Annotated in this window: 15 protein-coding genes and 1 CRISPR repeat array; of the genes, 10 read left to right on the top strand and 5 right to left on the bottom strand. The window is 57.7% G+C overall.

Features of this window, described 5'->3' with window-relative positions:
• Nucleotides 1-20: 20 nt before the first annotated feature.
• The 5 genes from G7Y41_RS00280 to G7Y41_RS00260 all read left to right on the top strand — a co-directional run bounded on the left by G7Y41_RS00280 (nt 21) and on the right by G7Y41_RS00260 (nt 5,779).
• Nucleotides 21-686 (top strand): 2-oxoacid:acceptor oxidoreductase family protein, encoded by a 666-nt coding sequence (locus G7Y41_RS00280; RefSeq protein WP_165315478.1) that lies wholly within the window; start codon nt 21-23, stop codon nt 684-686.
• A complete protein-coding gene (gene porA, locus G7Y41_RS00275) occupies nt 679-2,073 on the top strand; it encodes a pyruvate ferredoxin oxidoreductase (protein ID WP_165315479.1) in 1,395 nt (464 codons plus the stop codon). Before G7Y41_RS00280 ends, porA begins: the two co-directional genes overlap by 8 nt.
• Before the next feature lie 7 nt (nt 2,074-2,080).
• A complete protein-coding gene (locus G7Y41_RS00270; protein WP_165216856.1) occupies nt 2,081-3,280 on the top strand; it encodes a thiamine pyrophosphate-dependent enzyme in 1,200 nt (399 codons plus the stop codon).
• 1 nt (nt 3,281) lies between these two features.
• Nucleotides 3,282-4,907 (top strand): NAD(P)-binding protein, encoded by a 1,626-nt coding sequence (locus G7Y41_RS00265; protein WP_231367307.1) that lies wholly within the window; start codon nt 3,282-3,284, stop codon nt 4,905-4,907.
• 137 nt (nt 4,908-5,044) lie between these two features.
• Entirely contained in the window at nt 5,045-5,779 is a 735-nt protein-coding gene (locus G7Y41_RS00260; protein ID WP_165315481.1) for a CBS domain-containing protein, read from the top strand.
• Nucleotides 5,780-6,138: 359 nt separating this feature from the next.
• Here G7Y41_RS00260 and G7Y41_RS00255 read toward each other — a convergent pair whose 3' ends face one another.
• Nucleotides 6,139-6,477: a hypothetical protein gene (locus G7Y41_RS00255; protein ID WP_165315482.1), complete on the bottom strand. Its 339-nt coding sequence runs from the start codon at nt 6,475-6,477 to the stop codon at nt 6,139-6,141.
• A 9-nt stretch (nt 6,478-6,486) separates the two neighbouring features.
• Complete coding sequence (locus G7Y41_RS00250) at nt 6,487-6,786, bottom strand: hypothetical protein (RefSeq protein ID WP_196819519.1); 300 nt, start codon at nt 6,784-6,786, stop codon at nt 6,487-6,489.
• A 573-nt stretch (nt 6,787-7,359) separates the two neighbouring features.
• On the opposite strand from G7Y41_RS00250, the gene cas9 reads away from it, so the two are divergent.
• From cas9 to cas2, 3 genes are read left to right on the top strand one after another with little or no spacing between them, the layout of a single operon-like run.
• The gene (gene cas9, locus G7Y41_RS00245) at nt 7,360-10,665 is read left to right on the top strand and encodes a type II CRISPR RNA-guided endonuclease Cas9 (protein WP_165315484.1); all 3,306 of its coding nucleotides are present in this window, start codon (nt 7,360-7,362) and stop codon (nt 10,663-10,665) included.
• Between the two features lie 3 nt (nt 10,666-10,668).
• Entirely contained in the window at nt 10,669-11,592 is a 924-nt protein-coding gene (gene cas1 / locus G7Y41_RS00240; protein ID WP_165315485.1) for a type II CRISPR-associated endonuclease Cas1, read from the top strand.
• Nucleotides 11,582-11,902, top strand: coding sequence for a CRISPR-associated endonuclease Cas2 (gene cas2 / locus G7Y41_RS00235; protein ID WP_165315486.1), 321 nt, complete (start codon nt 11,582-11,584; stop codon nt 11,900-11,902). The genes cas1 and cas2 overlap by 11 nt, the downstream gene beginning before the upstream one ends.
• 49 nt (nt 11,903-11,951) lie before the next feature.
• A CRISPR array of direct repeats spans nt 11,952-12,883; the repeat unit is 36 nt; unit sequence GAAGTCTATCAGGGGGAACGATGACTGATTCCCAGC.
• Between the two features lie 613 nt (nt 12,884-13,496).
• Here the strand turns inward: cas2 and G7Y41_RS00230 are convergent.
• The 3 genes from G7Y41_RS00230 to G7Y41_RS00220 form a co-directional block, all read right to left on the bottom strand.
• A complete protein-coding gene (locus tag G7Y41_RS00230) occupies nt 13,497-13,976 on the bottom strand; it encodes a response regulator (RefSeq protein ID WP_165216989.1) in 480 nt (159 codons plus the stop codon).
• Between the two features lie 126 nt (nt 13,977-14,102).
• Nucleotides 14,103-16,295, bottom strand: coding sequence for a sensor histidine kinase (locus G7Y41_RS00225; RefSeq protein ID WP_165315487.1), 2,193 nt, complete (start codon nt 16,293-16,295; stop codon nt 14,103-14,105).
• Nucleotides 16,296-16,311: 16 nt separating this feature from the next.
• Nucleotides 16,312-17,763: an SLC13 family permease gene (locus tag G7Y41_RS00220; protein WP_165217807.1), complete on the bottom strand. Its 1,452-nt coding sequence runs from the start codon at nt 17,761-17,763 to the stop codon at nt 16,312-16,314.
• Nucleotides 17,764-17,900: 137 nt separating this feature from the next.
• On the opposite strand from G7Y41_RS00220, the gene G7Y41_RS00215 reads away from it, so the two are divergent.
• On the top strand, nt 17,901-20,276 hold the full coding sequence (locus G7Y41_RS00215) for an ABC transporter ATP-binding protein (protein ID WP_231367306.1): 2,376 nt from the start codon (nt 17,901-17,903) through the stop codon (nt 20,274-20,276).
• The gene (locus G7Y41_RS00210) at nt 20,273-21,148 is read left to right on the top strand and encodes an energy-coupling factor transporter transmembrane component T (protein WP_231367305.1); all 876 of its coding nucleotides are present in this window, start codon (nt 20,273-20,275) and stop codon (nt 21,146-21,148) included. The genes G7Y41_RS00215 and G7Y41_RS00210 overlap by 4 nt, the downstream gene beginning before the upstream one ends.
• Nucleotides 21,149-21,198 lie beyond the last annotated feature (50 nt).

Raw genomic sequence — 21,198 nt, 5'->3', positions numbered from 1 at the left:
ATCGTCTTACCGTCGAAGACATGGTTGAAGTGAGAATCCACGGCCGAGGAGGACAAGGAGTCGTCACGGCGTCCGATCTGCTGGCGATGGCTGCCTACACGGACGGACACCACGCTCAGGCCTTTCCTTCGTTCGGTTCGGAACGCATGGGCGCACCCGTCGTCTCGTTCTGCCGCATCACGCAGTCAGAGATTCGGACACGCGAACCCGTCCTCGAACCCGACGTCATCATTGTTCAAGATCCGACGCTGCTGCCCGTCATGGACGTATTCGCCGGCATCAAACCCAATGGATACGTGCTGGTGAACTCAACGAAGAGTTTCACCGAACTCGGACTGGGTGACATGGTCAACGCACTTCCCGCTGGGCATGCGCAAACGATCCCCGCGTTCGATATTGCCAAAGAGTTCGTTGGCAGGCCCGTGCCGAACGCCGTCATGCTCGGCGGATTTGCGGCTCTCACCGGGTTGATCCGCCTCGAGTCCGTTGTCGGTGCAATCCGCAGTCGTTTTCCCGGGCGGGTCGGTGAGGCAAACATTGCCGCCGCAACGCACACCTTTGATCTGATAGCTCAGGCTCTGGGTTCCACGCAGGAGACGCCGTCTGGTGATGCCGACCAGCCCAAGTCGCAGCCCGGCGACCACGACACACCCGCTGGCCACGAACAGGAGAGAACCGATGCGTGAACAAATTGAAGGTTCGCAGGCCATCGCGAAGGCCGTTGCTGCCTGTCGTCCAGACGTCATTGCCGCCTACCCGATCAGCCCGCAAACCCACATCGTCGAAGCGCTATCAGCGCTGGTGAAGAAGGGTGACCTGCCGGGGGCGGAATACCTCAACGTCGAATCTGAGTTCGGCGCGATGTCGGCGTGCATCGGTGCGTCCGCTGTTGGGGCGCGCACCTACACGGCAACCGCATCCCAAGGTTTGCTCTTCATGGTCGAGGCCGTGTACAACGCTTCCGGTCTGGGAATGCCCATCGTCATGACGGTGGCGAACCGGGCAATCGGCGCTCCGATTAACATTTGGAACGATCACACGGACGCGATGAGTCAGCGCGACTCCGGGTGGCTTCAGCTGTATGCCGAAACCAACCAGGAAGCCGCTGACCTGCATGTTCAGGCGTTCCGCATCGCCGAGGAGCTGTCCTTGCCCGTCATGGTGTGTATGGACGGGTTCATTCTCACGCACGCAATGGAGCTGGTGGACGTTCCCGAGGCCGAACAGGTCGCGAAGTTCCTCCCCGACTACGAGCCACGCCAGGTCCTCGACCCCGAGAACCCCGTATCTATCGGCGCAATGGTTGGGCCTGAGGCCTACACCGAGGTCCGTTATCTGGCTCATCACCGCCAAATGCAGGCACTTGAGTTGATTCCGCAGGTTCAGAAAGAATTCGCCGAGGTCTTCGGACGTGATTCGGGTGGTTTGGTTCGCCCCTACCTGTTGGATGATGCAGAAACCGTCATCGTGTCGATGGGTTCCGTACTTGGAACCATCAAGGACGTTGTTGACGAACGCCGCGAGCGCGGTGAGAAAATCGGTGTTCTCGGGATCACGAGCTTCCGTCCTTTCCCCACGGACGCAGTCCGTGAAGCCCTATCGGGTTGCCAGCGGTTCGTCAATGTTGAAAAGGCGTTCTCGGTGGGTATCGGCGGCATCGTGTCGTCGCATTGCCGTAGCGCCGTTCGCGGCCTCGACCTGGAGAACTTTGAGGTGATCGCAGGGCTGGGTGGCCGCCCCATCACGAAGGCGTCACTGCACGGGATGCTCGATGACCTGGCGGCGGGGTCGCTCGCCGAGCAAACGTTCCTCGACCTCGACCGTGATCTTGTCGAGGAAGAGTTGGCCCGCGAAGCACATTCGCGCAGGTCAGGACCATTAGCTGAGAACCTTGTCCGCGCCTCGCAAGCTCGGACGGACGCGGTCCTTGAAGAGAACGAAGGCACTGACCCGGCCCGCGGCGCAGCTCGTGCCCGCGCGGCAAGTCCCTTAGCGAACGGAAGCGAAGCCGGCGGGCTAGTCGGAACCGCCAACGTGCCGGTGTCCACCGACGCCAAATCCGAAGAGAAGTGAGCGACTCATGAGCACACCATTGGGAATCCCCGGCGTTCGGCAAACCGAAATTCCGGCGCGCGAGCACGTGAAGTTCTATCAGGTCGGCTCCTACGCGGTAGGTAACCGTCTGGCTGAAGAGGGCCTCAGATCCGTTCAATCCGACCCGAACCGGTGGAACACCCTCACCAGTGGACACCGCGCCTGTCAAGGCTGCGGCGAAGCCCTGGGGGCACGCTACGCCCTCGACTCAGCCGCCGCAGCGTCCGACGGCGACCTCGTGGCCGTAAATGCAACCGGCTGCCTTGAAGTTTTCTCCACCCCGTACCCCGAATCCGCATGGACCGTTCCGTGGCTCCACTCCCTTTTCGGAAACGCCCCGGCCGTTGCGGCGGGAGCAGCAGCGGGCCTACGCGCAAAAGGCAAGTCAACGCGCGTCATCGCTCAAGGTGGCGACGGCGGCACCGTCGACATCGGCATGGGCACACTGTCAGGAATGTTCGAACGCAACGACGACGTCCTCTACATTTGCTACGACAACCAGGCGTACATGAACACGGGAGTCCAGCGTTCAGGCGCAACCCCACCCACCGCTCGCACGGCAACGACACAGCCCGTTGGCCCCAAGCCCGGCAATCGCTTCGGTCAGGGCAAAGACATGGCCCGCATCGCGATGGCCCACGAAATCCCCTACGTCGCCACCGCAAGCGTTGCAGACCTGCGTGACCTGGAATTTAAGGTGACGAAAGCAATGAGCATGCACGGTGCTCGCTACATCCACGTCCTCGTTCCCTGTCCACTGGGATGGGGATCCGCATCGAACCTCACCGTCACACTCGCACGCCTCGCCACACAAACCGGACTTTTCCCAATTTTCGAGGCCGAGGGCGGCGAAATCACCTCCGTCATGAAGATCCGCCGGCCAGCTCCCGTCGAGGAATACCTCAAGCCACAGCGGCGCTTCGCACACCTCTTCAAGGGCGGCGGCGAACCCGAGGTCATTGCGCGCCTACAGGCCATCGCCGACCGAAACATCCGCAGGTACGGACTCATCGACGAAGATCAGCTTGACGACGACGTCCTCGCCCGTGTCCTCGCCGCACCCGAGGATCCCGAGGGACGCTACGAGGCGATCCTCCACGCGGCCTCGGAAACGAAACAGGCACAAGCGCAGGCGCGCACTCGCAATGCAGCCACCGAAAACCCTTCGGACAGAGAAGACCAGTGACATGACGATTGAAACTCAACCTTTTGCGATCACGCTGAACGTCGGCAGTTCGCTGGCGAACGAAACCGGGTCATGGCGCACGGAACGCCCCATGTACGTCGACTTACTCCCCCCGTGCAACAAGGGCTGTCCCTCGGGGGAAAACATTCAACAATGGCTCTACCACGCCGAAGAAGGCGACTACGAGGGTGCGTGGCGTCAGATCATGCGTGACAACCCGCTGCCTGCGACAATGGGGCGCGTCTGCTACCACCCGTGTCAGACGGTATGCAACCGCGCACAAGTTGACGAGGCCGTCGGAATCAACGCGATTGAACGTTTCCTCGGTGACAAAGCCATTGAGGAAGGGTGGACCGTTCCCGTCCTCAACCCACCGACCGGCAAACGCGTCCTCGTTGTCGGCGCCGGGCCCTCGGGTCTGTCGGCTGCGTATCACCTGGCGCTCGCGGGTCACTCCGTTCACATCAAAGAGGCCGGTCCGATGGCCGGCGGCATGATGCGTTTCGGTATTCCCGCCTACCGTCTGCCGCGCGCAGTGCTTGACGCGGAGATTCAGCGAATCGAAGACATGGGTGTGACTTTCGAGTTCAACGCCAAAGTTGACAATATCGAGGACGAGGTCGGCCAGTGGGATGCCGTCTTCCTTGCTGTGGGCGCACACATCGGTAAGCGCGCGTACATTCCCGCGGGGTCGTCCGCGAAGATCATGGATGCCGTCTCCGTTCTCCAGGACGTCGAGACCGGTGAGAAGCCGATGCTTGGACGCCGCGTCGTTGTTTACGGCGGCGGTAATACGGCAATCGACATGGCGCGCACCGCCAAGCGCCTGGGGGCGTCCGAGGCAATCATTGTGTACCGTCGCACCCGCGATCGCATGCCCGCTCACGACACCGAGGTGATCGAGGCCGAGGAAGAGGGCATCATGATGCGTTGGCTCTCAACCGTCAAGCACGTTGATGAGGGCACGCTGACGATTGAGAAAATGGAGCTTGACGAAAACGGATTCCCCCAGCCAACCGGCGAGTTTGAGGAGCTTGGCGCCGATTCCCTGGTGATGGCTCTCGGGCAGGAAGCTGACCTGTCGCTCATTGAGAACGCTTCCGGCATCACCATCGAGGACGGCGTCGTCCAGGTATCCAACCAGATGATGACGGGAATCGAGGGGGTGTTCGCCGGCGGCGACATGGTGCCGTCCGAGCGTACCGTGACCGTGGCGATCGGTCACGGTAAGAAAGCGTCGCGTTACATTGACGCGTATCTGCGTGGCACAACCTACACGCCCGCGCCTAAGCACCCAACCGCCGAGTTCTCCCGAATGACCCCCTGGTACTACGCGGACGCTCCCCATCAGGTGCGCGAAAAACTTGAGGGTGCTCGCCGAGCTTCCACTTTTGACGAGGTCGTCCAGGGCCTTGATGAGTCCTCGGCTGTGTTTGAGGCACGCCGCTGCATGTCATGTGGCAACTGCTTTGGCTGTGACAACTGTTTCGGTGTCTGCCCCGACAACGCGATCACGAAAATCAAGCCCGGCGAATATGAATTCAAGTACGACTACTGCAAGGGCTGCGCGGTGTGCGCACAGGAGTGCCCCTGCGGTGCGATTTCAATGGTTCCGGAGGAGGTGTAGGGGCAGGGGGATCGTCATGTCAGGGTACTGTCAGGAATGGGCCCCTCGACACCCGCGAACAAACACCGTGAATTTATGTTTCAACAATCCGACCTGGGATAATCGACTTATTACCTTCTGATGCGAAAGGCACCGACATGGACTCAACAAGCGATCCCAACGACTTAACAGGTCGATTTCTCAACGCCGTCGAAGAAGCGAAAAAAGCACTTGAGAATCAATACGGCAGGAAGTTCAGCGGACTCAAAACCGCCATAATACATGCGGATGAAAAGAAACATTCCGTCGTGCGAAACTACCGGGATATATTGGATACTCTCGTTGACCTCAGGAACGCAATTCAACACGGAAACTACAACGCAGGTAAACCTATCGCTGTGCCACGCGAAGACACCGTCGAATTCATGGAGAAACTCGCACGCTGGATTGAGCGGGCACCCCACATCTCCGACTACATGATCAGAAACGTCGATGTCTTAACCCCGACCGCCACCCTATCTGAAGCGGCGAATAGCGTCATCAAGCACGACATCTCCCAGATGCCTGTCTATGACGGCAGGAAATACATCGGTCTGTTCACCACGAACGCTATGGCCCGGTGGCTCAGCACAATCATTGACTCGGATGGCACACTCCTTGCCGATGGTGTCACCGTCGCGACTATCCTTGACCACGCTGAGGCCACCGAGCGAGAAAAGTTCTTCAAACCAACTGCTCCGGTCTACACGGTATGCAACGCCCTGAGTTCCGGTGATGGGCCAGTTGCCGCCTTGATTACGACAGACGGCAAAGAAACGGGTGAACTCCAAGGACTTGTCACACGCTACGACGTATCGAGAATACTCAAGGCAACGACGTTATCACTGAAGTAGTTGTCGGCCGGGTATCAAACATCAACTGAGGCTCAAGTGGCAGTCCCAGCTTTATCACTGAAAACAGTTCCGTTAATGTCGGTGTATGTCCTGATATTTGTCTACCTCTTTAACCTGACTTCGATCAGAACCTTCGTTGCTGCTCCAAAGAGTGTCAGCGACCATCAACACGGTAGACGTGGCCTCAATGTCTCACCTTTATCGCAACAATGCTTAACTGGTCATTGATGATTTCACTGATCACCCGATAGTCACCTACGCGGGAACGTCAATAGGCACCCGGGTTTCCTGATAATGCTTTTTCATGTGATCGGGGGTCATTGAGCCCGGCCACATCACCCGGTGCTTGCAGAACCCCGTCACGGATCGGGGCAGTCGAACTTCTTGAGTTCCTTGATCGCGGCTTTCTGACGCAGCTTCTTCTGAGCCTTTTCAAGGTCACGGAATTCTGGAGCCCAGTATGGGTCTTCTGGCATTTCAGCGCGCAGCCGGGCCATGAGATCATCAGACAGAATCACGTCACCATTGATGAGCGGGATCATCAGTCCACCCATTGCCTCTTCTTGATCGTTGTTGTATCCCCGGTCGCTCATCGCTACGTTGTTATCTGGGTCAGGAACCTGGATAGCGTACACACGCAGATCGTCGTACAGCCGCCGATATTCTTCATCAGTGAGTTCACTATCTTCGAACAGCATGATCATCTCCTACAGCACTCCTGAATGCGCTGTTTTAATCTCCACGGCACCGGCTTTATTTCGACGAATAGCCACTGTAACTATTTCGCCCTTAATAGTAGCCGGGAAGGAGCCAACGGACTCCCCGTCCCAATGATTTTCGAGGACTTCCCGTATGGCATTGGTGATGTCACGTTGCGTCCATGACTGTGAAAACTCGCTACGCCACCTCATCCCCTTGGCCTTCCATCCGTGACCGTACATGTGTCCGCCGCCTCGGCTTGGACGACTCCCATAGAGGATGTGCTCGAGCATCCTCGCGGTCAACATGCCCACCTCCACGTCGATCACCTCGAGGTCCTTGAAGGGCTCAGCCGCCCCTGCCACTAAACCTGACGCGTGACAATCGCGCACAATCGGTGACGAAAGCCATTAGGAAACTCGGATCTCCCCAGCGCAAGGACCTCATACAAGTGACCACGCCAGAATCTAAGCATGGCCATCCGTAAGCACGACCCCTCCCTTACTTGTGACCTGTGACAGACCAGGCTGCGCACTGCCTCGCCCCACATTTGCCGGTTAAGGTGAACTGATTCCGGAGATTAACCCCAGGTTTCCACTGCTTGGAAGCCATCAGAAGATGCCCTCCGATCACCAGGTGAAGCTATCTTCAGAGGTCCGATCGAAAATCGAGGTGCGCGAGTATTTGCAGATCTCTTCACCGACGAGCAGATCTCTGATCTTTGCCGAAAAGAGCTACGCTTAAAAATCAACCAATGAGGGACTGGTATCAACTGGAATGGCTACCGCTCCTGTCTCATAGCGGGAAATCGGTACTGAACGAAATCCATACATTGTGTTTCACGGGCCTCAGATGCAGGTGACGCATGGCACAATTCTCTTATGGGTATTATCGAAAACGAAGCAGGCAATCACCTACGGTACCGAATCGGGATTGATGTCGGTAGCCACTCAACCGGCTACGCTGCCGTTGAGGTCGATGATTCGGGGATGCCGGTATCTATTCTCAACTCCGTCGTATTCATGCATGACTCGGGGATCGATCCGGATGGCGCGAAATTTGCGCAAACTCGCAAGGCTCGTTCAGGTTTTGCCCGACGCGCTCGCCGCTTGGTTCGGGCTCGGAAGAAACGCCTCAAGAATCTTGATGAAACACTAATGCAACTGGGATATCCACTGGTCGACTTAGAAACCCTCACAGACCCGCACGCTCCGTGGCACATCAGGGCAGCCTTAACAGACCACTTTATCGAGGATCCGGAAGAGCGTCTCAAATCGATTTCTATTGCAATTCGTCATATCGCACGCCATCGCGGGTGGCGAAGCCCCTACGCAAAGATTGAAACCCTGTTTGTGACAGCAGAACCATCCGAGTTCCTCGTTGCCCTCAACTCCCGCGTCGGCGCGGCTCTTGGACAGACGCTTCCGCCGGACCTCACTCCCGGTGAAGTCATCTCGCAATACTTGACAGATTTCCCAGAGGGCCGGATTCGTGGCGCCGAAGGGATCCTCAGCGGCAAGCTCCATCAAACTGATAATGCCCAGGAGATTCGGCTGATCGCGCAGACTCAGAAGCTTTCTGACGACGACCTCAATATTTTGCTCCGTAAGGTTTTCTATGCAAAGTCCCCACGTGGAAGTGCGAGCGCACTCCGCGGGAAAGATGCGTTACCTGGCCAGGGGGCATTACCTCGTGCAGAAAAAGCACACCCCGTTTTTCAGCTTTTCAGGATCGCAGGTGTCCTGACGAATCTTCGCATTGTCCAAGGAGGTGTTTCACGCCAGCTCGACCCCGACGAACTGTCCCTGCTCGTAGACTTACTCACGGACTCAAATCGATCCGACGACCTGTCGTGGGCAGATGTCGCGGAGACGCTCGGGGTCAGCCGACGAGAACTTAGAGGTACCGCAAAGGAGGGCGTTGATGGCGCTCCCTCGCTGAGCCGGCCCCCTATCGACGTGACCGACCGAGCAATTCGCGAGTCCAAGATTCCTTGGTTGGTTGAATGGTGGGATAGCGCGGACCTCGTTCGCCGTGGTCTGATGATTGATGCCCTTTCCAACAGCGGCGGCTCTCAGATCGACACGGAAATCGATGATGAGATTGCCGAGGTACTCGAACAAGCAACCGAAACGGATCAGGAAAAATTTGAAAAGATCAACCTTCCCTCGGGCCGCGCCGCATACTCCCTAGATTCAATGAGTCGCCTCACCGACGCAATGCTCGAGATGGGAATCGATCTCCACGAGGCGCGAAAGTATGTCTTCAGAGTCGACGACACATGGACGCCGCCGGCCGATCCAATCGGTCTCCCCGTTGGCAATCCCGCTGTAGATCGAGTGACAAAGCAGATCAACCGATGGCTCATGGGAATTGAGTCACGATTTGGCACTCCTGAATCGATCTACATCGAGCACGTTCGTAATGCACTCGGTAGTGAGAAGGTACGCCGTGAATATGAACGGGACATTGAGCGGCGCCGAAAGGCGAACATGGCCACCTATGAGAGCATGCGTGAACAGTTGAACATTTCTGGGCGCACTCGTCGCTCAGAGCTTATCCGCTACCAGGCAATCCAAAGACAAGGTGGGAATTGCGCGTACTGTGGGTGCGCCATCGATTTCAGAACAGCGGAGATGGATCATATTGTTCCGCGCGCAGGTGCCGGCTCAACAAATACTCGATCGAACCTGCTCGCAGTCTGTAGGCGTTGCAACCATTCCAAGGGCAAAATGCCGTTTGCTGTATGGGCCGCTACTACATCAAACGACAAAGTGAGTCTCGAGAACGTCATACAAGCTATTCGCGTCTGGGAACGTGACAGCGGAATGACTGCACAGGCATTTAATCGCTTTAAACGCGAAGTAATCGAACGACTTACACTCACTACGCCCGACGACGAGATCGATGGTCGTTCCCTTGAGTCCGTCGCATGGATGGCTTCCGAGCTACGCCACCGAATTGACGCGCACTTTAACCGACAAGAAAGAATTGTTGACGTTGCAGTATTCCGTGGTTCATTGACCGCATCAGCCAGAAAGGCTAGCGGGTTTGAAAACCGTGTAAATCTCATCGGCGGGCATGGGAAGACGCGCTTTGATCGTCGTCACCATGCTATGGATGCCGTAGTAATCGCCCTGATGGATCGCTCTGTTGCGAAGACCCTCGCCGAACGCGATAGTATCCGTGACGCTCAGCGAATATCCGGTGAAGCTGAAACCTGGAAGTCATATACGGGGGCCACTGTCGCCACACAACAACGGTGGAACCGTTGGAAGGACTCAATGCTTCGAGCAGTTGAGCTATTCAACTTAGCGTTAACTGACGACGCTATTCCGATTCTCGAGAACATGCGTTTACGGCAAGGAAGTGGCGCGATTCATGAGGCAACTATCAGTGAGCTAAGCAAAGTAGCCCTAGGCGCAGAACTCTCTTCCGAACTCATTGACCGTGCCGCTACACCGGCACTTTGGACTGCATTGACGAGACACCCTGACTACAATCCGAGTACCGGTCTTCCTGCAGATTCAAACCGACACATTCGCGTAAACGGCACTCATTTCCGCGCTGACGACAAGCTCCCATTCTTCAAGAGCAGTTCAGCATCGGTCATGGTCAGGGGTGGTTCTGCACAACTAGGAAACGCAATCCATCACGCTCGAATCTATAGAATTGAGGGCAAGAAGAAGCCTATCTACGCAATGCTTCGCGTTTACCAAATCGATCTTGCCAAAGTACAAGATCGAGATCTCTTTACTGCTCCCCTTGCACCCTCAACAATTAGCGTTCGAACAGCTGAGCCAAAGCTGCGCACGGCGTTGGCTAGTGGTACAGCTAGTTACATCGGATGGTTGGTTGAAGGAGATGAACTTCGTTTGGACCCATCTTCATTCAATACTCATGCAATCGGAACATTTTTCAGCGAGTACCCTAGGTGTCAATCCTGGCGGATTGCAGGATTTCCATCACCATCAAGATTTAGGCTCCGTCCAATGGTTCTTTCAGGAGAGGGGCTGCCAGAGGGCGCTGGTGAAGCAATCCAAACAATTACTTTTGATCGAGGATGGTTATCCACTGTCAATACTCTCCTATCAACGACAGAATTACAGGTAGTGAGGCGGAATGCGCTCGGAGAACGTCGTATTACCCAGAAGACGTCCCTTCCTTCCTCATATGTGTTGAGGTGAGTGATGAGTCGGCAATGGCAGATCCTTGATCTTACGGAATTCGATGGCACAATCACCTCGGATCGAGGAGCGATCTCCTTGACAAAGAAACCCGAAGTTCATAAGCGAATCCCCGTTGCCGATCTCGCAGTCGTTCTTGTCGGAATGCATGTTCATTTCAGCGCGGCCACACTTCACCGGCTTTGTGAAGCTGATGTTGCTGTCCTATTTTGCGACTGGCGGGGCGTTCCCGAGGGTGGCGCATTCTCTTGGTCCGATCACGGTCGCATTGCTGCTCGGCATCAAGCTCAAGCTCGGCTTTCGGAACCGCGCCGAAAGAACGCGTGGGGACGAATCGTCAAAGCAAAGGTACTAGGGCAAGCAGCCGTGCTGGATGCTGCCGGCCTTCCAGAGACAAAAACGCTCGCAGCCCTCTCAAAGGAAGTACGTTCCGGGGATCCCGGAAACATCGAAGCACAAGCAGCGCGCATCTATTGGCAAGCGCTTTTTGACGGAGACAAACGTACTCCTGGCACAAGAAGTGATGACGGTCTGAACGCATGTCTCGACTACGGATATGCCGTCCTCCGCGGATTTGTAATTAAATCTATTTTGAGCGCAGGATTGTCAGCGCCTCTAGGACTTTTCCACCACGGTCGCGGTAACGCGTTCGCATTGGCAGACGACTTGATCGAGCCGTTTCGACCATGCATTGATCACGTGGTCTTTCAGTTGGACACTACCGCTTCTCCTAGCGACCGGGCCATTAAACAGCTCTTGGTGGCTGCTGCCAAACAACCATTTTCTGACGACGGACGAGGGATCCCTGCAGTCCTCGATGACTTTGCACAGCAACTCGGTCAGTACATCGAAGGGCAGCGTGAACGGCTAAATCCACCAACCTGGAGGGGGCCAATTCAGACCAAGGATTCTACACATGCCGGATGATTCTATGTGGTGCCTCGTGATGTTCGATCTTCCGGTTGAGACAAAAACTCAACGGCGTGAAGCTTCTCGTTTTCGACACACTCTTCTCGATTGGGGCTTCTCTATGGTCCAGTTCTCTGTGTACATTAAGTATTGGCCAGCGGGTGGCTGGAATTACGCCACGATAAATGCAATAAAGACCTATCTGCCCGAGGGAGGACAGGTCCGAATAATCGCATTGACCGATCGTCAGTGGTCCACGGGGCTCCGTTTTGAGAACGCGAAGCCACAAACACCCGAGTCAGAACCCGAACAGCTCATGATTTTTTAACGGAAAATCTTTAGTTTTCCTTGTAATTCCAAGGGAAAATCGTCCCCCTGAAGTCTATCAGGGGGAACGATGACTGATTCCCAGCCAGGACGGGGCAGAAACATCGGGAAAACGAAGTCTATCAGGGGGAACGATGACTGATTCCCAGCGATACGCGCGTGGGGATCGTTCACGGCAGAAGTCTATCAGGGGGAACGATGACTGATTCCCAGCTCCGGGCACACGGATAGCGTCGGGAGCTGAAGTCTATCAGGGGGAACGATGACTGATTCCCAGCTGTGTTGCGGCGAGTGTTGTTGCTTGGGGAAGTCTATCAGGGGGAACGATGACTGATTCCCAGCCCAACAACAAACCAGACGCGGCGCCGAAGAAGTCTATCAGGGGGAACGATGACTGATTCCCAGCATTTCGACTCCATACATGCTGGCAAGCAGAAGTCTATCAGGGGGAACGATGACTGATTCCCAGCCGCGGGCGGCGCGGGTTGCGCCTGATGTGAAGTCTATCAGGGGGAACGATGACTGATTCCCAGCGAAGCGCAGGATGTGATTGTGCGTCTGGGAAGTCTATCAGGGGGAACGATGACTGATTCCCAGCGTCATACATGCGGCGAGACTCCAGTCTGGAAGTCTATCAGGGGGAACGATGACTGATTCCCAGCCCCGGGGATGTTCCTTCGGTTTACCGGGGAAGTCTATCAGGGGGAACGATGACTGATTCCCAGCAAACGGATGCCTGACGAATATCATTCTCGAAGTCTATCAGGGGGAACGATGACTGATTCCCAGCAAAGGCGTTGACGAACATCGACGCTCACGAAGTCTATCAGGGGGAACGATGACTGATTCCCAGCAATGAAATTCTTTGCCGCTTGCGTAGTAGAAGTCTATCAGGGGGAACGATGACTGATTCCCAGCGTTCACACTCGTTTCCTGTGTAACCCTAGAAGTCTATCAGGGGAAACGACGACTGATTCCCAACTAGGAATTCTCTCTACTGTGTCGGTCCCGACCCTATCAGAACATATTCCGTACGCACATCCGCGACAAGCAGATGCACCACTCTAAAGCAGTAAGCATCAATTCGCACCATCTGAACCCGATGCCTCGCATGACGCGGTACTCATGTCAACTGATGTTGTGCATCAACTGACCGTAGACGTTGACGCGCTGCACGGTCAGATTCAGATCCGAAGATTCAAAGGTAAACATGGAGAATTCCTATCGAACTATTATAGACTTTCCTCAGCATTCACAGTCCTCCCTCGTCGCTACGAATCATTCATACGGAAGGTGACCCGCGATGCCAAAGTTGACTCTCACCCAACTTGCACTCTCGATGTCCTTGATTGTCCTGACAATCTTCATTGGGTTCCTCATTCCCGGAAAAGGCCGCCACCGCAAGGGTCGACGCTAGCCGGTCCGCAGGTACATCACGGATCAAACGAATCAGCTGTCATCGGCGATCCGCACGCGATACCTCGTCTCCATCCCAAGTTTCTGCGTCAGCAGGGCTAATCCGTATAGAGTCCTCGTCAGTGCGGTCATTGTGGACAAGTCTCCGCACCCACCACACCAATCCCCGGGGCCCTCACTCACATCCCCGACCGGATCGCCTCCATGACGCGCACGCCGTCAAGTAACGGCATGTAGGGCAGCGGATCCGTGCCGGTTTCCAGCACGTATTCGGTGAGTTGGTTGCGGACGACCGCTTTTAGCGCTTCGGGATCCCAGGGTTTCGCAATGTAATAGTCGAGGCCAGCTTCGTTGACGGCGCGGATCGTGTCCTCTTGGTTGGCCTGACCGGTGACGAGGACGGTGCGGACAGCACTCAAGCGCTCATCGGCCACGAGTTCGACGAGGAAGTCGACTCCGGATCGACCCGGGAGACGGTGATCGGAAAGAACCAGAGCAAGTTCGTCACCATCAGCTTCGATTTCTTTGATAACGGCCCATGCGTCGTCGACGTCCTCGGCCATCTCTAGGCGGAATCGATCAAGGTAATTCTCAAGGTCACGTTCGAGGGCTTCGCGAACGTCCGCTTCATCTTCAAGGGAAAGAATCGTCAGTGTCATCGTTACTCCTGAGTTCACTTGATTTCGTAGGTTATTCACTAGGTGTGGTTTATTCCAAAATCGTCATCTGGAAAGGGACATTCGTTCCCCAGGGAGACGAGAACGCGAGCTGGCGCGATCCCATTGTCATGTTGGAGGGGGAAGATTCAGTTCCCCGGCCAGCCCGCCAGAACCCCCGGTCGACCCGTCAAAATCCCTAACCAACCCACCAGAACCCCCGGTCGACCCGCCAGACTCCCCAACCAGCCCGCCAGAACCCCCAGCCAACCCACCAGACTCCCCAGCCAAGTCAATGGGCAGCCTCACGGAAATGCGGGTGCACCCGGGCCGCGAATCAATGGTCAGGGTTCCAGAGTGGTCCGAAACAATCGACTGAACAATGGACATTCCCATTCCCAGACCGAACCGCACGCGCCCAGCTTTCGTTGTGAAGTGTGGCTCGAAGATCTTGTCGATGAGTTCAGGTGCGATACCGGGGCCGTTGTCGGCGATGATCACCTCGATCCACTTACCTGAACATTCAACTGACACGGAGCGCACGATCACATCAATATGCGCGCCCTCGCCAATCTGCCCTTCCCCTTCAAGGGCTTCGGCGGCGTTGACCAGCAGGTTCGTCCACACTTGCTGAAGTTTCGCAGGATGCCCAATGATTTCGGGGACATCCGCATAGTCACGTTCAACGTCGATTCCACGCAATCGGTGGTTCGTCAGGCGGAGCACGTCCTCGATTCCCTCGGCAACGGACAGCGGACGTTTCTCGTCGGCGTCGGGCCGGGCATACCCTTTGAGGGAATGAGTCAGTGTGATGACCCGCTGCGACGCAGCAATCACGGAACGCAGGGACGCACCCAGACGCGCGCCAGCCTCGATGGATTCGAGGTCACGTCCGGATCCCGCCAGCACAGCACGTGCTTCCTCTGGCGTTTCAACCCCAAGACGAACGAGCCGCCGAGCGAGGTTCCGATCCTCTCCGACCTCGGGCAGAATGGTGCGAACCAGTTCGCGATCCCGCGCAGTTGACCGAGGTGCCTGGGTGAGAGCCTGTTCCATAGCGACCCTCGCAGACGCAAGCTCGGGTGAGCCTTTGAGGAGGCGGTCCGCGTCCTCGCCAACATGCTCGGCGGCTCGAACAAGAGCTGTCACGGGGTTGTTCAGTTCGTGAGCAATCCCGGCGGACAGTTCACCGAGCATCGCGAACTTTGCACGTTCAACCAACTGAGCGCGAGTGTTTCGCAGGTCTTCAAGCGCTTCGGCGAGATGTGTTTTCTGTGCCTCAAGATCCTCAGCCAGCATGGCGTTTTGCAGGTGGAGGTCTTCGGCGCGCATGAGCCGGCGCGTGAGTGAGCGAATCGCCAGCGCGGTCAGAGTCGACCCGATCGACGGGTTATTCGCCAGAACAATCTGAAGCTGTTCGGTTGTCAGTCGCACGAGGGTCGTCGGCGAGGTCGTCACACCGGTAAAGAACGCAGATTCACCGCGTGCCAGGGAAACCAGTCCGATCAGGGGTCCTGACGACGCGTGATGAGCGAGGACCTCCCCCCGAGCGGAATCGCGATGAAGGGAAACGTCTCCATCGAGTACGAGGTGCACCGCGCTCACCCGCTCCCCCTGAGTCACCAGCTGGGTTCCGGGCGGCACCGTGAGACGAGGACGATGGCCGAGGACGCGTTCAACCCCTGCGAGGAGGTCGAGGACGACGCGGCGTTCGGAAATGCCCAGGCCTTCAAGAAGTGGCCCTTGCACGGCTTCGGCGGGAGGATGACCGATGAGCGAAATGATCTGATCTCGGGTGCGCCCCTCGCCCTGCATATGACGCACCATCGTTGAGTAGGACTGTCCAATGAGAAGCGGCACCGTCCAGGGCACGGTAACGATCGACGTAATGAGGTCTTTCGTGGTGGCACGCGTCAGGTCAGAATGGGTGTCACGGTCGGTAACAACCATCCATCGGGTCATTGCGAGGATCGGCATGCTCTCCGTGTCCGCGAGCGCAGAATCAATATCCTGCACCTCTGATGTGATGATACCGAGGGCCACGTGATCGGACGGACCCAGGCTCGCGTTGTAGCGCGGAAGGTCAGCTGGCCCATCAATGTGGTCGAGGCAGAGGCGAGGGAACGCCCGCGCCATGTCCAGTGTGAGTGCATGCGCGATCAGCGATGAGTTGTCGCCGATGACGAGAACATGGACGTCGAATCCTGGTCGATGTCCCGTGTGAATGGCGTCGGTGCGTTCCCACAGGCGCTCGTCGTGTTCCCCAAGGACCTGTGTCCATCCGAGGTGGCCAACGTCAACATCCCCGTGCGTCGAAGTCATCGTTTCTCTCCCCGATTTAGATGATTCCGAGTGCGCCCCATGTCAGGGGTGCAACGAGGGCGAGGAGGATCACGCCGACAACACCGACAACGAGGCCGACGATCGTCATTTCTTTCGTCGGTGTTGTCCCCGTTGAGTAGGCGATGGCGTTCGGCGGGGTGGAGATCGGCAGGCACATTCCCAGGGAGCAGCCAAGGGCGAGGACGATGGCGATTTCTGCGGTTGAGGAGTCAACGGTTGTTGCCAAGCCAATTCCCATCGGGATCAGGAGATTTGCCGAGGCCGAGTGCGAGATGACATTCGAGGTTACCCATCCAACGAGGGCAAGGACCAGCAGGAGGAGCACCGCGGGAATTGCTTCCCATTCGATTGATCCCAGGAGCCAGGTGTCCAGCCCGGTGGAGCCAACTCCACTGCCGAGGGCGATGCCGCCGGCAACGAGCCACAGCACCGGCCAGTCAAGGGTTTTCAGGTCGTCGCCGGTCATGACTTTGAGGACGAGGAGGACAACAACGGGGATGAATCCGACGACGTTTGAGGAGAGTCCGTGGATGGCTTCGGTCATCCACAAGATGACGGTGATCACGGCGGTGACGTAGAAGATTGTGGCGTTGCGTGAGGTGTCGAACTTCGCTGAAGTGTCAACGACGAACGGGACATCTCCGGGGATGTAGCGCCACGAAATGAAGACCCACGAGACGGCAAGGACGACGAGCATCAGGGGGACGGCGGCAAGCATCCAATCAAGGAAGGAGATCGACATGCCGATGGTGTCGAGTGCTCCCAGGGCGATGGCGTTAGGAGGTGTCCCAACGGGGGTTCCCATGCCTCCAACATTTGCAGCAACCGGGATCGACAGGGCGATCCCGGTGCGTGCTTTCCCTTCGGGTAGCCCCAGGATCACCGGCATCATCACGGCGAACATCGTTGCCGTTGTCGCCGTGTTCGACATGAACATCGACATGAGCGCGGTGATCAGCATGATCCCCATGACGGTCAGACGCGGATTGCCGAGGAAGGGTTTAAGCAAGACAGCTGAGAGCGCTCGGTCAACCTTGTACTTTGCGGCACCGTCGGCAAGCATGAATCCGCCGAGGAACAGAATAATCACGGGATTCGCCAGGGCCCCGAAGAAAGTTGTATAGGCGGGCGCGTCCTCGGCCACAGCCAGGATTGCTTTGTCGGAAACGAAGAGGACTTCCAGGAGCATCACCAGCGCCGCCGTGGCGAACAGCGGGATGGCTTCGGTGACCCACAGGAGGATCGCGGCAAGGAAAATCCCGAACATTCGTGATCCTGCTGGGTCGAGGCCGGGAAGCTCAACGAAGAGGAACGTGACAACAGCGATAGCGGCACCAACTTGGCCGATAATTTTCGCCGGACTGATTCCGGATTCTTTTGTTACTGGTTTTCTTTTCGTGGTTCCACGGGGATTGAGCGTCAGCGACGCCCGCGATCGGGTAGCCATAAAAATCAAGACCTCGTTGTCTCGGTTAAAAAATAGCATGACCAGTCTATGTCAACGCTCACATTTTTTCTCGAGATCCCTTCCTCAATAAGAACGCACCGAGCATTTTCCCAGGAGTTCCTGGCAGACTAGCGGACGTGCCAGCCAGACCCTCCCGTCCTCACCTCCGCAGCCGCAACCACGCCACATCCGCCGTGACGCCCACCCCCGTCCGAAAGACCGCCGCGGCGCTGAGCCCAACAGACATCGCAACCTGCGGGGCGTTGGCATCCCTCGCGGTGACACTGGGGATCCTTGCCACCGTGATCACCCCATTCGCACTATTCCTCCAGGTCGGTTCGGCGGTTCCTCTGGCGATGATTGCCGTGCGTTTGCGCCCCCGAGCCACCGTTGCCGCCGTTGTCACAACACTCCTGATGACGATGGCAGTTGGTGGATTGTCCTGCGTGTGGACGGTTGCCCAGTCGGCAATCGTTGGAGTGATCGTTGGCTCCCTCATGCGCCGCGGGATGCGCTGGCCGGGGATCATTGTCACCGGAATTGTCCTCGGGGGAATCGTTGGTGCAGCCGTCACGGGTGTCCTGTGGATTCTCGACGATCTGCGCACCCTATTTCTTGAATCCTTCCGCACCAGTCTCAATGGCTACGTCACGCTCCTGGGTAAAATCCCCGGTCTTCAGGGCGCCTCAACATCCCTGTCACACGCAATCTCAGTGCTTGTGGATACCTGGTGGATATGGGTTCCCCTCATGTCACTGATCTCAATGGCACTGCTCGTCGTCATTGCATATTGGCTTCTCGGCGCGATCCTGCGACGCATTGATCTGGCCTCCGGGTGGGACCCGCTCATTGCGGCGACGTCCTCGACCACTCGCACCGCACCACAGGATTCCTCGCTTCCGTCACGCTCACCAGGGGATTCGTCCTCGTTCATCATTGACGAGGACGAGGCCGCCTCACCTCTTCCCGTCCGCGTCAGTCACGCGTCCTTCAGTTATCCAGGATCGCAGCAGCCCGCATTATCCGATGTCAGCGTCACAATCAATGCGGGCGAGTTCGTTGTTGTCGAGGGGCCGAATGGTTCGGGGAAGTCAACGCTCGCGCTACTTCTCGCCGGGGCGCAACCAACGGCGGGAACCATCGAATATGGCGAGGGCGAGGCGCGCCTGGGGCAATACCGTGGAGTGGCCTTCGTGTCACAGCGCTCGGAGTTGCAGATGCTCGGTGAGACAGTTGCCGACGATGTCCTGTGGGGGCTGTCTGCCCACGAGCGAGCCCGCGTTGATCTTCCCGCTGTTTTGGCCACGGTGGGACTTGGAGGACAAGAAGACGCGTTGACGCGGCACCTGTCGGGTGGACAGCTTCAACGTCTGTCGTTGGCCGGTGCTCTCGTGAGGCGTCCCAGCCTACTGATCAGCGATGAATCAACGGCGATGATTGATCAGCAGGGCCGCCGGGAACTTCTCGACATCCTCGCTTCACTTCCCCAGTCGGGAACAAGCGTTGTCCACATCACCCATGACGTGACCGAGACTCAGCGTGCCGACCGGGTTATTCATGTGCGCGAGGGTCGCATTGTGTCTGGGGAAACCGCGCTCGTCCTCGCCAATGAATCCGAGAACGCTCCCGATCCGGCGACACCGGTACCTGACCCCTCCAATCCACAGGCCACGGAAAGGGACACCCCAGATATTCCTGCGCCAATGCCGGACGCGCCGACCTATCGTCCACCCGGTGAACACCTGTGGGCCAACGGCGTTGCCCATACCTACGACGTGGGAACCCCGTGGGAGAACCCGGTCCTGCGCGATGTCACGTTCATTCTCTCTCCCGGGCAGGGGCTTCTCATCACCGGAGGAAATGGGTCGGGAAAGACGACGCTGTCACGAATCCTCACCGGACTCATCGAGCCGACGTGGGGCAAGTGCACGCTCGGCTCAGACCCGATGACCTCAAGAATCGGAGATGTCGCGCTGTCGATGCAATTTGCCCGGCTTCAACTCCAGCGCCCATCCGTGCGCTCCGACATCCTTGCCGCCGCAGGTCACGGCCCCGCCATTGGGAACGGCTCCGAAAAAGATGCCGTCGTGGGTCATGATGACGCCGCCACGCAGCCTCGACGCTTCAGGCGCCGAGGAGCTGCCCACCGGCGCCGAGGCAGGCAAAGCACCCGTGATGCGGCAGTGCTCCCACGCGAACAGCAGGACCTCATTGACCGAGCGATGCGTTCAGTTGGTCTCGATCCAGATCTTGCGACTCGGAGCATCGACGAACTTTCCGGTGGTCAGATGCGCCGCGTGGCCCTTGCCGGGCTGCTCGCCTCCGACCCTCAGGTTCTCGTCCTTGATGAACCGATGGCGGGCCTTGACACCCAATCGCGGTCACTCCTCATTGACGTTCTTGCCGAGCGGCGACGCCAGGGCCTCGCCGTCCTCGTGATCTCGCATGACACCGACGGGCTGGACGCCCTATGCACCGACCGCATGGAGCTGACCGAAGGGATCCTCCGATGACCCAGCAGATGTCCATGCAGCACGGCAATAACGAGGACGAGGCAGCGGCCTCGGCTCCGGCAATGCGCCACGCAGAGGCACCCAGCGATCTCGCACCTGAGGTGACGCCTCGTCCTCGTCAATCGAAACCACGTAAACCCGCATCATTTGCCCCGCCACGCACGCTGCCGTGGGATAGCGGACTGACGCGCACCTGGCCGGGCACCCTGATCCTCAGTTGGACTGTCCTGACAACCATTCTTCTCGTGAAACCCACGTGGATCACCGTCGGAGCGCTGGCGTCATTGCTCGCGATTGCAACACTGATCATTCGTGTTCCCGCAAGCGCACTCCCTCGTCCCCCGATCTGGTTCTGGTCCGGGCTCATCGGGGGATTCGTCGGCGCGACCCTGGGTGGGGGATTCTTCATCTTTCTTCGGGCGATGGCGGTAACGATCGTCGTCTTGTGGGGCACGGGAATTCTCCTGTGGACCTACACAACGGATCGGCTTGTGCAGGCGATGGCCACGCTGTTGAGGCCGCTGAAGTGGCTGCATGTGCCCGTTGACGAGTGGACTCGCATCATGCAGCTCGCCCTACGAGCACTCCCGATCCTCCAAGACCAGACAACCTCGGTGATCGACACGGTGAAAATCCGCATGGGGCGGTCAATCGCTACTCTCAATATCCGGGGAACATTGAGGCTCCTTGTTGATATCTCAACAGCAACGCTGTCAGCGGCATCGCGCGGGGCAGCCGACACGGGGCGTGCCATGTCGCTGCGCGGTGGACTCCCCGAAGTTCGTGCCGAACGGCTGAGCGTGTCGTGGCGTGACGGGCTGGTCGCCATTGCCAGCTGCGTCGCTGCGGCAGTGGCTCTCGTGTGGGGATGACTTAGGCTCTCGTGCGGGGGGGTGACTCACGCGGGGCCGAAGTGAGGCAG

The sequence above is a fragment of the Schaalia sp. ZJ405 genome (genome assembly GCF_011038885.2).
Classification (GTDB): domain Bacteria; phylum Actinomycetota; class Actinomycetes; order Actinomycetales; family Actinomycetaceae; genus Pauljensenia.
The sequence above is the reverse complement of the archived record's forward strand: the minus strand, read 5'-3'. Positions and strand labels throughout refer to the sequence as shown.